Here is a 14023-nt window from a genome sequence, read left to right on the forward strand (position 1 = left end):
CGAACATGAGCATCAAGGCCTATGGCGCACACGCCGCCGACCGCGCGCTCGAAGCACTCGACATCGAGCGGCGCGCGCCCGGCGCGCGCGACGTGCAGATCGACATCGACTGGTGCGGGGTGTGCCACTCCGACCTGCACACGGTGCGCTCGGAATGGCCCGGCACGCTCTACCCGTGCGTCCCCGGCCACGAGATCGTCGGCCGTGTCAGCGCGGTCGGCAGCGCGGTCAGTCGCCACCGCGTCGGCGACGTGGTCGGCGTCGGTTGCCTTGTCGGCAGTTGCCGACAATGCGCGTCCTGCGAAGCCGATCTCGAGCAGTACTGCGAGCGCGGCTTCGTCGGCACCTACAACGGCGCCAGCGCCGATCCACCCGGTCATACGCTCGGTGGTTATTCGCAGCGCATCGTGGTCGACGAACACTTCGTGCTGCGCGTGGGACATGCCACGCAGCGGCTCGCCGGGGTCGCACCGTTGCTGTGCGCCGGCATCACCACCTGGTCGCCGCTGCGGCATTGGCAGGCCGGCCCCGGCAAGACGGTCGGCGTGGCCGGCATCGGCGGCCTCGGCCACATGGGCATCAAGCTCGCCCATGCGCTGGGTGCGCACGTGATCGCCTTCACCAGCAGCAGCGCCAAGCGCGAGGATGCGATCGCGCTCGGCGCCGACGAGGTCGTGGTCACGCGCGATGCCGCGCAGATGAAGGCGCAGCGCGGCCGCTGCGATCTCATCCTCGACACGATCGCCGCGCCGCACGACCTGAACGCCAACCTGTCGCTGCTCAAGCGCGACGGCACGCTCGTGCTGCTCGGCGTACCCGCCCAACCGCACCCGACGCCGAACGTGGGCAATCTCGTGTTCCACCGCCGCGCACTGGCCGGTTCGCTGATCGGCGGCCTCGCGCAGACGCAGGAAATGCTCGACTTCTGCGCCGCGCACGACATCGTCGCCGACGTCGAGCTGATCCGCGCGCAGGACATCAACCAGGCTTACGAACGCATGCTGCGCAGCGACGTCAAGTATCGCTTCGTGATCGACTGCCAGAGCCTTGCCGGCTGAGTGCATGCGCGGCGTTCGCGCCGCGCCACGCTCGATGATGCAGCGTGACGGACGCTGACGCTGCCCGCCTGCAGCGCAAGTGGCCGGCAGCGCTGTCTTGCGGCTCGCGCCGCCAGCGCTCATCGACCAGCCTTTCGTTTCCCTTTGGCCTCGAAGTACTTCGCCAGCCGCATGAAGCGGAAGAACGCGTAGTTCATGGCCAGGTTGTAGCCGACGGTGCCGCGCAGGAAGTAGCGGCGCAATACATAGGCTTTCACGAACGATGCCGGGAATTCGACGAACAACCGGGCACGCGGGATGCGCCGCTCGTGGGCCAGCAAGTCCGCAACCAGTTGGTCGGAGTAGCCGTTGTACTTCTCCAGTTGCCTTGCAAAGCTGCGCACGGAAAAGTGATGGACGTGGCCCTTGAGCCGCGCCGTCGCCACGGGTCCGGCAAGATGCACGGTGTCGTGCACCGCAGACTCCGAAAAGCCGCAACGGCGCCGGTCGTAGAGCCGGACATAGTCATGGTGATGCGCGCCGACGCGCGGGACGTCGTCGCCAGGGCAGACATCGACGATGCGCAGGTAATACGCATCCGCCCGCGACCCGGCCACGAGCAGGCGGGCAATCTCCTCGCGCAACGCGGGAGAGACGACCTCGTCAGCGTCGAGATTGAGCACCCAGTCGAACGCGCACTGTCGTTCGCCGAACCGCTTCTGGGGACCGTACCCCGCCCAGTCCTTGTGCACGACCCGCGCACCCAGCGCGCGTGCCACCTCGACCGTGGCATCGGAAGATCCCGAATCCACGACGACGATGTCGGCGGACAAGCCTTTGACCGATGCGATCGTGCGACCGATTCGATCAGCCTCGTCGCGCGCGATGATGAACACCGAAAGATCCGTCTTCATGCAACATCCGGTGGAGAAGAACCGCAGGCGGTCGCGGCTTGCTTCGCGGCAACCTGGCCGCGCCCCCGTACGGGCGATCTGATCCGGCATCAATCACCGCCACCCGCTCCGTCGGCGGCGCAACATTCGCGCCATCCTTGCCGCTAGCTTGCCCGTTCGACACGACCAGCAAAGCGGCGCGATTGCCGCGACGAAGGCCACCGGACAATCTCCGAAGCGACCGCACACGACAAGCCCGGATCGCGAGGCAGTTCGTCTTGCGCAAGGCGGCCGAAGTTCCCGCGGCGGCCCTCGCGGGAGAGGTGCCGCCGGGCTTCGCCCAACCCGATTGGCGCGGAAGCCCGCAAGCTGGGCGCGACTGTACGTTTGCTGCAGGGACACGCCCGGGAAGTCGACTGGACAAGGCCGACTACGACCCCGGGCTTTGCTCGGCGGCTGCCGGCCCGGTCCGCGCCATCGCTTGCGCACCCTGAACACCGCACTCCACGCGATCGCCCGCAGTCCATGTCGCATCCAACTCGCTCGCGGCTACCCGCAACCGCCAGGAACCAAACCACATCTGCACTGCGCCTATCGATTCAGTTGTTGAGGGCCGGGAATGGCCACGTTAAGTTGCCGGCATTGCCCCGTTCTTCCTTCAATTTTTTCAAAATGTGAACTACGACCTTGACTACGCCCCCCCCGATACCTACTGTGCCGCGGCCGCTGCATCTGCAGCGGTGGCATTTATCGACGCGATGAATAAGGAGATACCATGATCGCTTTGAGAAACCTTGCAACTACCATGCTTGTGGGCCTGTCGCTGGGTAGCACGGCATGGGCCGCTGGGTGCGGCTATATTCCGTATGGTCAAGGTCCTACACCTGATAGCAAAAGCATCGTAACGAACGAATCTAGCGATAACTCTGCAGTGTATCGCTGGAGCTATGGAAACACATGGGTTTTGGAATACACATTCTATGATCCAAACGCAGCTTCTAGACTCGCAACAGCGGAAGACTATGTTGAGACCTCTTCGCCGCCGTCATCCATAGGGAACGGAACCGTACATCCCGACAAATCTATTTGTGACCCGCCTCAAGAGCTTCCGACTATTAAGGTAATCCCGTTCCAAGGAGGATACTCTCAGTATGTCGTCGCTACGAGCCATGTGCCTACCGGCGGTAGCGGCGGCGGGCAGGGCTGGGTCAACATATTTCGCAAACCAAATATTTTCCGCGGCGATAAGCAATCAGATGAAAATCTCACTTGCGGGAATAGCAGCGACCTAGAACGTGGGTTGGCTGCAAGGCAAACTATCGCACAGAGTATCGGAAACCCAGCCAATCGGCGAGGAATATACAATATTCAATACGCTCCAGGGACAAGTCAACGGTGGACTGTCACAGACCCGTTTATGACGGATATGGGGTTAGTTCCGGCCGGATCCTGTGAAGGTCCGTAAAGAACGTATCTATAAAGCGCCGGCAGTTGCCAAAATCTTCAGTGCTGCCGGCGTTCACCCGTTTATGCTTGGGCGGACGACTTTAGACTTCACCACTCCATGAACGGTGTTTCATACGAAAGATTCGAGCGGCGATGACGCTCATTCCAAATATCTGCACTTGGATCTCAAAGGGGCATATCGGGATGAGAATCGTGGTTGTCTTTTTGTTTGTGTTGGTCGCGTTTGGCGCGGGATTTATGTTGTTGACCCGTTCTCCTGACGAGCCCGCATCAGAAGCCCCAACCAGTCTAGCCTTGATGCGCGATGAGGCCGCTAGCAAGAAACTGATCGATCGGAACGAAGTGCCAGGCGACGGTCGACCGAAAACCAAGTTTAAACCAAGCGAGAGCGCCAATTCCGAGGATCGTGGTTTCGATGCGACGATCCAATCCTGGACTGCAATGGATCTCTGTGATGATCCATCACTCTCGAAGCAGTTCTCAACCCGAGAACTGATAGAGCATTACAAGGCGTCAGCGGCCGGGAAAGAGAGCGTGGTTTCCACGACGGAGTTGTTGCGCGCAAGACTCTGTGGCTCCTGGAATGGCGCTGGTGCAGCTCATGATCGGGAAGACGTTTTTGACTTTTTGTCGAAGAATTCGATTGCGTTTCAAGATACCGCAGTGTTCGTCGATCTCCTTGAGAACAGGTCTGATCCTGCGGTCTCTCACGGGGATATTACGGATTTCGTAGTAGATAAAATCAGAAACATTAATAGCAAATATGAATTCTTGGAGACGATGACACTTCTGAATCAGACATCTGCGCCGGCAATCGGATTGGCGCGGTTTGGCTACCCCTCGGGGATACAAAAAGACGCCGCGGACTATGCGGCAATGGTCGCTGCTTGCAGAATATTCGGCGGGTGCTCGCAATATGATGCGTTTTCGGTGCGATTGTGCTTTTTGGTTTGCGACCACCCGATGAGCGCGGAAGAGTATGCGCGTGCATCAATCGCCCCGCGGGAATCCGATGTCTTCGAGAGGGCTGTTGACGCAATCGTTGCGGCGAGGGTCAGCCGTGGCGACGCAGCGCACCCCTGAAAGTGTTGTTTCGCCTCTCTCGCGTTTCTCGTGTCAGATTTTCAGATGCTGCTCGATCAGCGGAATACGGCCAGATTCATCGACCCGCCACGGGACCGGCCGCAGGAACCTGGGCGCCTGCTTCGGCCGCGAGGTACTCGTTCTTGAGCTTCACGTAATGGCGCGCCGAGTAGTACAGGCGCTCGATCTCGGCCGGGTCCAGCTTGCGCACGCAGCGCGCGGGGTTGCCGAGCCACAGCTCGCCTTCGCCGACGTCCTTGCCGGGTGGCACGAGCGCGCCGGCGCCGATGATCGCGTGGCGGCCGATCACGGCGCCGTCCATCAGCGTCGCGTGCATGCCGATGAGGCAGGCGTCGCCGACGGTGCAGGCGTGCAGGATCGCGCCGTGGCCGACCGTGACGTCGGCGCCGACCAGTAGCGGGAAGCCGCCCGGCGTGTACGGCCCGTCGTGGGTCACGTGCAGGATTGCGCCGTCCTGGATGCTGGTGCGCGCGCCGATGCGGATGTAGTGCACATCGCCGCGCACGACGGCGCCGGGCCACAGCGAGGCGTCTTCGCCGATCTCGACGTCGCCGATGACCTGCGCGGCCGGGTCGACGTAGACGCCGCCGGCCAGTCGCGGCACGGCGTTCCTGTATGCACGGATGCTCATGGCGGCATGATGCGGCAAGGCGACGGCGCGGCGCCAGCGCGCCGCGGGCCGCTTGATTTTGCCGTGCGGCCGCGCCACGTTGGGCGATTGCCTCGAAGGACGCCGCCCGCGATGAATGTCGACAACCCGCTTCTGGCCGATGCCGGCCTGCCCCGCTTTTCCGCGATCAGACCCGAGCACGTGGAGCCGGCCGTGGAGGCGGTGCTCGCCGATTACCGCACGCGCATCGAGGCGATGCTGGCCAGCACGGCACCACGCGACTTCGCTGGCGTGCTCGGTCTGGGCGAAGCGCTTGAGGATCGGCTCAACCGCATGTGGGCGCCGGTGTCGCACCTGCACGGCGTGGCCGATTCGGAGGCGTTGCGCAAGGCCTACGCCGCGGCGCAGGAGCGCATCGTCGAATTCGGCAGCGAGCTGGGCCAGAACCGCGCGCTGTACGCGGCGGTGGCGGCGGTGGCGCAGCGCAGCGACAGCGCCAGCCTGCCGGAGGCGGCACGCGCGCTGATCGAGCACGAGCTGCGCGACTTCAGGCTGTCGGGCGTCGCGCTCGAGGAACCGGCGCGCTCGCGCTTCCGCGAGATCGCGAGCGAGCTGGCGCGGCTGGCCACCGAGTTCGAGGAAGCCGTGCTCGATGCCACCGACGCGTGGAGCGAGGCGCTCGGCGACGAAGCGCAACTGGCCGGCATCCCCGCATCGGGGCGCGCCGTGCTGCGCAGCGCCGCCGAGGAAAAATCGCAGGACGGCTGGCTCGTCACGCTCAAGCAGCCCAGCGTGCAGGCCGTGCTGACTTACGCCGACGATCAAGCTCTGCGCGAGCGCGTCTACCGCGCCTATCACACGCGCGCCTCCGAACAGGGGCCCAACGCGGGCGAGTTCGACAACTCGGCGCGCATCGAGCAGATCCTCGCGCTGCGCCACGAGGCGGCGCAACTGCTCGGCTTCCACGATGCGGCCGAGGAATCGCTGGCGACCAAGATGGCGCCATCGCCCGCGGCGGTGCTGGCCTTCCTGCACGATCTGGCCGCGCGCGCCAAGCCCGTCGCAGTGCGCGAGCTGGCCGAACTGCGCGCGTTCGCGCGCGACGAACTGGGCCTGGCCGACCTGCAGCCCTGGGACGTGGCCTATGCCGCGGAGAAGCTGCGCGAGCGCAAGTACGCGCTGCGCGAAGAGGAGCTCAAGCCGTATTTCGCGCTCGATGCCGTGATCGACGGCCTGTTCGCGATCACCACGCGGCTGTTCGGTGTGCGCCTGCAACGGCGCGACGACGTCGATGTCTGGCATCCGGACGTGCGCTATTACGATCTGGTCGCTGCCGACGGCCAGGTGTTCGCCGGGGCCTACGTCGACCTGTATGCGCGCAGCGGCAAGCGTGGCGGCGCATGGATGGACGTGTGCCGCAACCGCTGGCGCGACGGCACTCACCTGCAGCGGCCGGTGGCTTTCCTGACCTGCAACTTCGCGCCGCCGACCGCCACGACGCCGTCATTGCTCACCCACGACGACGTGCTCACGCTGTTCCACGAGTTCGGCCATGGCCTGCACCACCTGCTCACCGAGGTCGACCTGCCCGGAGTCGGCGGCATCAACGGGGTGGAATGGGACGCGGTGGAGTTGCCGAGCCAGTTCATGGAAAACTTCGGCTGGCAGCGCGAGGCACTCGACCTGTTCGCGCGCCACTGGCAGACCGGCGAGCGCCTGCCCGACGAACTGTTCGCGCGCATGCAGGCGGCGCGGCACTTCCATGCCGGCCTGTTCCTCGTGCGCCAGCTCGAGTTCGGCCTGTTCGACCTGCGCATCCATCGCGAATACGACCCCGCACGCGGCGCGCGCGCGATGGCCATCCTCGGCGAGGTGCGCGACGAGGTCGCAGTGATCCAGCCGCCGCCGTGGCAACGCTTCCCGCACGCATTCACGCACATCTTCGCCGGCGGCTACGGTGCCGGCTACTACAGCTACCTGTGGGCCGAGGTGCTGTCGGCCGACGCGTTCGCGCGGTTCGAGGAAGATGGCGTGTTCGACGCCGCCACCGGCGCCGCCTACCGGCAGGCGATCCTCGCGGTCGGTGCCTCGCGCCCGGCGCTCGAGAGCTTCGTCGCGTTTCGCGGTCGCGAGCCGCGGCCCGAGGCACTGCTGCGCAGCTACGGGCTGTAGCGCGCGCCGGCGACGGGTGCTTGGGCGATCACGCCGGGTGCGCCCAGCGTGAGCACTGGCGCACATCGGCACCGGCATGCGCGGCCGACCATGACCACCGACCCTTGCCGGCGCCGCGTCGCTGCGGAAAGCTGGCGCGGGGTTTGCCATTGGAGATTGCGATGCGCGACGTGCTGCGGCCGCTGCTGGCTGCTGGTGTATTCCTTGCGGCCAGCGCCAGTGCGGCGCCGGGCTACTACCGCGAACCGGCCTTGCATGGCGACACGCTCGTGTTCGTCGCCGAGGGCGACCTGTGGCGCGTCGCTGCCAGCGGTGGACGCGCGCAGCGCCTGACCACGCATCCGGCGCTCGAGTCGCAGCCGGTCATTTCGCCCGATGGCGCCTCGGTCGCCTTCGTCGCGAACTACGACGGCGCGCCCGACGTCTACGAAATGCCGCTGGCCGGCGGCGAGCCGCGCCGCTTGACCTTCGACGGCAGCCGCGTTTGGTTGTCGCCCTACACGGCCAAGGGCGAGATCGTCTACGCCAGCGAGTATCTGGTCGGTCCTGGCATGAGCCGTGCGCTGCGCAGCGTCGATCCGCGCACCGGCGCGGCCCGCGACTGGCCACTGGCCGACGCGCGCGAGCTCGTCCTCGATGCCGACGGTGGCACGGCGTGGTTCACGCGCTTCGGGCTCGAAGTCTCGGGCGACCATGCGGTCGGCTACCGCGGCGGCGCGATGGCTCAGCTGTGGCGCTGGGAGACGGCCGACCGGGCCGAAGCCACGCGCGTGGCGGCAGGGCTCAACGCCAACATTAGCCAGCCGATGTGGTGGCAGGGCAAGGTCTATGCGGTGAGCGATGCCAACGGCCGCGCCAACCTCTACCTCGTCGATGGCGGCCCGGTGCAGGCGTTGACCACGCACCGCGACGCCCACGTGCGCGGCGCACGGCTCGACGGCGGGCGCATCGTCTACCAGCTCGGTGCCGACATCTATCTCTACGACACCGCCAGCGCCAGCGAGCACCGGCTCGCGATCGAGCTCGACTCGGACTTCGTGCAGCGCCGCGAGCGCTTCATCGGCGAACCGCTCAAATACCTGACCGGCATGGAAGTCGACACCAAAGGCGAGCGCGTGGCGCTGAGCGCACGCGGCCAGGTCGCGCTGGCCGGCACCGAGGCGCTGCGGCGGATCGCGCTGGCGGTGCCCGCGCATGCACGGGCGCGGGCGGCGGTGCCGGCGAGTGACGGCAAATCGGTGTTCGCGATCGTCGACGTCGATGGCCGCAGCGAAATCCAGCGCTTCGCAGCCGACGGCTCGCCTGCCGGGCAGGTGCTGCTCGGTGACGAAGGCACGCATCGCTGGCAGCTGTGGCCATCGCCCGACGGCCGTTGGCTCGCCCACGCCGACAAGCGCGCGCGGCTGTCGCTGATCGACCTGCGCGGCGGCGGCAACCGTGTGCTCGACGAATCGCCCTACGGTGATGACGAGGCCTACACCGACGTGGTCTGGTCGGCCGATGGCCGCTACCTGGCCTGGTCGCGCCCCGACAGCACGCAGCAGCGCGCGCAACTGTTCGTGGCCGAGGCGGCCAGCCTGCGCCACGCGGTGGTGACGAGCGATCGCTACGAATCCTCGAGCCCGGCCTTCGCGCCCGACGGCCACTGGCTCTACTTCCTCTCCGATCGCCGCTTCGTGCCGACGCCGGGCGCGCCGTGGGGCGATCGCAACATGGGCGCACTGTTCGACAAGCGCAGCCAGATCTTCGCGTTGGCGCTGCAGGACGGACTGCGTTTCCCGTTCCAACCCCTCGACGAGCTGGCGCCCGCGACCGACGCCGCCGACGCCAGCGCGGCCAAGCCGGCCGAGCACGGCAAGAGCCAGCGCAAGGACAAGGCGGCGCCCGCCATGGCGCTGCCCGCGATCGAGTTCGACGGCCTCGCCGCGCGCCTGCACGAAGTCGGCGTCGAGGCCGGCAACTTCCGCAACCTCGGCGTGACGGCCGATCGCCTGTACGTGCTCGACGCGGCCGCGGGCAGCTTCGACAAGGCGCAACTGCAGACGGTCGAGATCAAGCCGCGCCAGCGCAAGGTCGAGACCTTCATGGCCAACGTGCGCGACTATCGCCTGGCCGCCAATGGCAAGCGTCTGCTGGTGGCAACCGCTGGCAAGGACGTGGTCGGCGAGGTGCTGCTGCTCGATGTCGGCGCCAAGGCGCCGGCCGAGCTGGACCGGTCGCGCGTGCAACTGGAGCCGTGGCAGCTCGTCGTCGATCCGGTCGAGGAATGGCGGCAGATGTTCGACGACGCCTGGCGCATGCACCGCCAGTTCTCGTTCGATCCAAAGATGCGTGGCGCCGACTGGAACGCGGTGCGGGCCCGCCTGTTGCCGCTGGTGGCGCGCGTCACCGATCGCCACGAGCTCGACGATCTGCTCGGCCAGATGAGCGCCGAGCTCGGCATCCTGCATTCGCAGGTGCGCGGCGGCGAGTACCGCAACGACCCGGCCGCGCCCGCGCCCGCCTGGCTCGGCGCCCGCCTGGCTGCGGCCGGCGATGGCGTGCGCATCGAACACATCTACCGCACCGATGCCGAGCTGCCGAGCCAGCGCGCACCACTGCAGCAGCCCGCGGTGAATGCGCGCGAGGGCGACCGCATCATCGCCGTCAACGGCCGTCCGGTGACGACGCCGGGCCAGGTGGCGCTGGCACTGCGTGCGCAGGCCGGGCAACAGGTGTTGCTCGAGCTGCGCCGGGACGCGCGCACGCTGCGCACGGTGGTGCGCCCGGTCGATGCCGCGAAGGATGCGCAGCTGCGTTACGGCGACTGGGTGCGCGGCAACCTCGCCCGCGTCGAACGGGCCGGCGGCGGCCGGCTCGGCTACCTGCACCTGTACGCGATGGGACCGAACGACGTCGCCAACTTCGCGCGCGAGTTCTACGCCCAGGTCGAACGCGACGGCCTCATCATCGACGTGCGCCGCAACCGCGGCGGCAACATCGACAGCTGGATCATCGAAAAGCTGCTGCGCCGCGTGTGGGAGTTCTGGCAGCCACCGCACGGCGCGCCCACCACGAACATGCAGCAGACCTTCCGCGGCCAGCTCGTCGTGCTCGCCGACGAATTCACCTACTCCGATGGCGAAACCTTCACCGCGGCCGTCAGGGCGCTCAAGCTCGCGCCGGTCATCGGCAGGCACACGGCCGGCGCCGGCGTGTGGCTGTCCGATCGCAATCGCCTGGCCGACAACGGTCTGGCGCGCGTGGCCGAAACGGGCCAGTTCGACCTCAGCGGCCGCTGGCTGGTCGAGGGCAGCGGCGTGGCGCCCGAGATCGACGTCGAGAACCTGCCCTGGGCGACCGGCCACGGCGGCGACGCCCAGCTCGACGCGGCGATCGCGAACCTGCAGCAGCGCCTCGCCGCGCAGCCGGTGCCGGCGCTGCGCGCGCAACCGGTGACGCCGGTGGGCGTGCCCGCCTCGGACGGGCGCTGAGCATGCTCACGCACCATCACGAACAACACCGCAGCGCCCGTGTCGGCTGGCTGCGCGCAGCCGTGCTCGGCGCCAACGACGGCATCGTGTCCACCGCGAGCCTCATCGCGGGATTCGCCGCCGCCGGCGCCGAGCGCCATGCGATCCTGCTGGCCGGCATCGCCGGGCTCGTGTCGGGCGCGCTGTCGATGGCCGCGGGCGAATACGTGTCGGTGAGCTCGCAGGCCGACACCGAAGATGCCGACCTTGCGCTCGAGCGTCATGCGCTCGCGACCGCACCGCAGGACGAACTCGAGGAACTCACTGAAATCTACCGCCAGCGTGGGCTCGAAGCCACGCTGGCGCGTCGCGTCGCCGAGCAACTCACGGCGCACGATGCGCTCGGCGCGCACGCGCGCGACGAGATCGGCATCACCCAGGAGCTGCGCGCGCGGCCGCTGCAAGCCGCGCTGGCGTCGGCCGCGGCATTCGCCAGCGGCGCCGCCCTGCCGCTGCTCGTGAGCGTGATCGCCAGCCGCGATCGGCTGCTGGCGGCGGTGCTGGCCTGCTCGCTCATCGCGCTGGCCGCGCTCGGCGCAGCGGCGGCGCGCGCCGGCGGCGCGCCGATGCTGCGCGGTGCCGTGCGCGTGGTGTTCTGGAGCGCGCTGGCGATGGCGGCGACGGCCTGGATCGGGCGCCTGTTCGGCAGCTGAGAGACGCCGGCATTGGCCGAGGTCGGCCGGTTGGCGGCGCCTAGGCGGCGCCGCCGGCCTGGGCGAGTTCGGCCTGCTTTTCGGGCGTGAGTTTGAGGATGCCGTGACGGATCTCGCGGCTGAGGATCACGCGCGCGTCGCGCACCACGTCGGCAAGCGCCACATCGAAGTCGAGCTTGCCGCCTTCGCCCACGCGCACCACACCGCGCTCGCGCAGCTTCTGGATGAAACCGCGGAATAGGCTCTTGTCGAAGAACTCGGGTGCGTTGAGCTCCTGCAGCAGCGACAGCCGCTGCGCGCTGAGCGTGCACAAGGTCTCGAGCTCGCCGGCGCTGAGCGTGCCCGGTCCATGCCTGACCAGCAGCGCGAGCGCGATGTAGTAGCGCTCGATCGCCGGCAGCAGGTTGTCGGCCAGCACGCGCAGGCGGAACGCGGCATCGGTCTGGCCGGGGCCGCGGCTGACGATGCGGCCGTCGGCGCTGGCATGCAGCAGTTCGCGCTCGACGAGGAAGTCGATGGTCTGCTGCAGGCGCGCGCAGAAGCCGTCGCTGTCCCACGGCAGGAAGAATTCGGCCTGCACGAACGGATAGATGATGCGACCCAGGCGCAGGATCGAGCTGCGCCCCATGCGGCGGTTGTTGAGGAAACAGCAGGCGATCCAGGCCGCCGCCACGAACAGGTGGGTGACGTTGTTGCGGAAGTAGCTCAGCAGCACGCCGGGCTTTTCGTCGACGGCCAGCACGTCGCCGAGCGGATGCGCGACGCGGCGAATCCACTGCATGTCCTGGCCGTGGCCGATGATCTGCGCGGCCGACTGGCTGGTGACGGTCACGCGCTCGGAATACGGCAGCGCCTGCAGCAGGTCACGCGACAACTCGATCTGCGCCACGAGATCGGCCTCGGCCATCGCGTGCTTGGGCGTGGCCAGCATGGTGATGGCAAGCAGGTTGACCGGATTGACGTCGGTGGCGCGGTTGATGTTGACGAGGATGCGCTCGCCGAGCACGTCGACCGCTTGCTTGAGCCAGGTCGGCTTGGCCTCGGGATCGGCGATCGCGTCGCGCCAGTTGGCATCGACGCCGTCGAGCAGCGGGGTGAGGAACACGGCCTCGCCGAAATTGACGCTGACCGTGCCGTAGTTGCGGCGCAGCGCGCCGAGATTGCGGATCAGCCCGCCCCAGGATTCCTTCTCCTTGGGTTTGCCCGACAGCTCGCCGATGTAGGAGTCGCCCTCCATGATCTTCTCGTAACCGATGTAGACCGGCTGGAACACCACCGGGCGATCGGGCTGGCGCAGGACGCTGCGCAGCGTCATCGACAGCAGGCCGCCGCGCGGGCTCAGCATGCGGCCGGTGCGCGAGCGCGTGCCTTCGATGAAGTACATGAGCGAGATGCCGCGCGCGATGAGCTGGCTCATGTATTCGCGGAACACGCTCGAATACAGCGGATCGCTGAAGCTGCGGCGCAGGAAGAAGGCGCCGCCACGCCGCAGCAGCGGGCCGATCAGCGGCAGGTTGAGGTTGACCCCGGCCGCGATATGCGGCACGGCCAGGCCGTTGCGATACAGCAGGTACGGCAGCAGCGCATCGTCGGTGGTGCTGCGGTGGCACGGCACGAAGATCACCTCGTGGCCACTGGCGACTTCGCGCAGTTTGTCGAAGTGGTGCAGATGCACGCCACGGTAGATCTTCTCCCACAGCGCGGTGAGCAGGAACGAGGCCGAGCGCACCACCAGGTGCGACTGGTCGGCGGCGATCTCCCAGGCGAAGGCGCGCGCCTTGGCCGTCGCCACTTCCGCGTCGACACCGTCGCGCCCGGCGTGGGTCCTGATCGCCTCCTGCACCGGCGCGGCGTTGATGACGCCGTCGATCAGCGTGCGCCGATGCGACAGGTCGGGACCGATGACGGCGGCGCGCTCGCGGCGGAAATGCACGCGCAGCAGTCGTTGCAGCTTGCGCACGCCGCGCTCGGCGCTGGCACTGCTGGCGACCACTTCGCGCAGGCTGACCGGCGCGGCGAATTCGACCAGGGTGTCGCGGCCGTTGAGCGCGAGCGCGAGCAGGCGCCGGAAGCGGCCGACCACGACCCAGTTTTCCGAGAACAACACCGAGAACCAGCCCGACTCGCGCTGCGGCGCGCGACCCACGAAGATCGACACCGGCACGAGGCGCACGTCACGCTCGGGATCGGCGCGGACCACCTCGGCCAGCAGACTCAGCGTCTCCGAGCGCGTCGGGTGCGGCGGCCGACCGAACAGGCGTGGCCGCCGCGACAAGGTGACCACCGCGCGACGACGCTTGATCGGCAGGCGACCTTCGACCGCATAGGGCGAAGGCAGGCCCGCTTCCTTGCACGCGCGTTCGAGGATCAGCGTGTCGGACAGGCCGTAGCGCTCGATCACGTAGACCGTGGGACGCTCATCCTCGGGCAGCAGCGCGCGCACGTCCTCGGGCGCACGCTGGATGCGTACCCATGGTCGCAACAGGGCCCCGAACAGCCGCAACCAGGCCGGCGCCTGCGCGGCGGCGGGCGCGGCCGCCGCGGTCGAAGGTTCATTCATGCGCGCAGTCTAGCG

Annotated in this window: 8 protein-coding genes; 5 read left to right on the forward strand and 3 right to left on the reverse strand. The window is 67.6% G+C overall.

The features are described 5' to 3' along the window. Positions 1–5: 5 nt before the first annotated feature. Positions 6–1058 (forward strand): NAD(P)-dependent alcohol dehydrogenase, encoded by a 1053-nt coding sequence (locus KF903_RS05335; RefSeq protein ID WP_291212009.1) that lies wholly within the window; start codon positions 6–8, stop codon positions 1056–1058. A 119-nt stretch (positions 1059–1177) separates the two neighbouring features. Here the strand turns inward: KF903_RS05335 and KF903_RS05340 are convergent, their stop codons facing one another. Further along, the gene (locus KF903_RS05340; protein WP_291212012.1) at positions 1178–1951 is read right to left on the reverse strand and encodes a glycosyltransferase family 2 protein; all 774 of its coding nucleotides are present in this window, start codon (positions 1949–1951) and stop codon (positions 1178–1180) included. Between the two features lie 1578 nt (positions 1952–3529). Between KF903_RS05340 and KF903_RS05345 the strand changes: the two genes are divergently transcribed. Then, complete coding sequence (locus KF903_RS05345) at positions 3530–4480, forward strand: hypothetical protein (protein WP_291212016.1); 951 nt, start codon at positions 3530–3532, stop codon at positions 4478–4480. Between the two features lie 76 nt (positions 4481–4556). Here KF903_RS05345 and KF903_RS05350 read toward each other — a convergent pair whose 3' ends face one another. After that, positions 4557–5132, reverse strand: a complete 576-nt coding sequence (locus KF903_RS05350; protein WP_291212019.1) for a gamma carbonic anhydrase family protein — start codon at positions 5130–5132, stop codon at positions 4557–4559. 111 nt (positions 5133–5243) lie between these two features. On the opposite strand from KF903_RS05350, the gene KF903_RS05355 reads away from it, so the two are divergent. The 3 genes from KF903_RS05355 (at position 5244) to KF903_RS05365 (ending at position 11448) form a co-directional block, all read left to right on the forward strand. Continuing rightward, complete coding sequence (locus tag KF903_RS05355; RefSeq protein ID WP_291212022.1) at positions 5244–7283, forward strand: M3 family metallopeptidase; 2040 nt, start codon at positions 5244–5246, stop codon at positions 7281–7283. A gap of 161 nt (positions 7284–7444) precedes the next feature. Continuing rightward, positions 7445–10756: a S41 family peptidase gene (locus tag KF903_RS05360; protein WP_291212024.1), complete on the forward strand. Its 3312-nt coding sequence runs from the start codon at positions 7445–7447 to the stop codon at positions 10754–10756. Positions 10757–10758: 2 nt separating this feature from the next. After that, entirely contained in the window at positions 10759–11448 is a 690-nt protein-coding gene (locus tag KF903_RS05365) for a VIT family protein (protein WP_291212027.1), read from the forward strand. A gap of 40 nt (positions 11449–11488) precedes the next feature. On the opposite strand, the gene plsB is transcribed toward KF903_RS05365, so the two are convergent. Then, the gene (plsB, locus tag KF903_RS05370) at positions 11489–14008 is read right to left on the reverse strand and encodes a glycerol-3-phosphate 1-O-acyltransferase PlsB (RefSeq protein WP_291212029.1); all 2520 of its coding nucleotides are present in this window, start codon (positions 14006–14008) and stop codon (positions 11489–11491) included. Between the last annotated feature and the right edge of the window lie 15 nt (positions 14009–14023).

It is taken from the genome of Dokdonella sp. (assembly GCF_019634845.1).
GTDB lineage: Bacteria > Pseudomonadota > Gammaproteobacteria > Xanthomonadales > Rhodanobacteraceae > Dokdonella_A.

What these genes read in the sequence shown, in the direction of transcription:
- KF903_RS05335 (WP_291212009.1), top strand. Translation starts at nt 6, where the DNA reads ATGAGCATCAAGGCCTATGGCGCACACGCCGCCGACCGCGCGCTCGAA.
- KF903_RS05345 (WP_291212016.1), top strand. Translation starts at nt 3,530, where the DNA reads ATGACGCTCATTCCAAATATCTGCACTTGGATCTCAAAGGGGCATATC.
- KF903_RS05340 (WP_291212012.1), bottom strand. Translation starts at nt 1,951, where the DNA reads ATGAAGACGGATCTTTCGGTGTTCATCATCGCGCGCGACGAGGCTGAT.
- KF903_RS05360 (WP_291212024.1), top strand. Translation starts at nt 7,445, where the DNA reads ATGCGCGACGTGCTGCGGCCGCTGCTGGCTGCTGGTGTATTCCTTGCG.
- plsB (WP_291212029.1), bottom strand. Translation starts at nt 14,008, where the DNA reads ATGAATGAACCTTCGACCGCGGCGGCCGCGCCCGCCGCCGCGCAGGCG.
- KF903_RS05365 (WP_291212027.1), top strand. Translation starts at nt 10,759, where the DNA reads ATGCTCACGCACCATCACGAACAACACCGCAGCGCCCGTGTCGGCTGG.
- KF903_RS05355 (WP_291212022.1), top strand. Translation starts at nt 5,244, where the DNA reads ATGAATGTCGACAACCCGCTTCTGGCCGATGCCGGCCTGCCCCGCTTT.
- KF903_RS05350 (WP_291212019.1), bottom strand. Translation starts at nt 5,132, where the DNA reads ATGAGCATCCGTGCATACAGGAACGCCGTGCCGCGACTGGCCGGCGGC.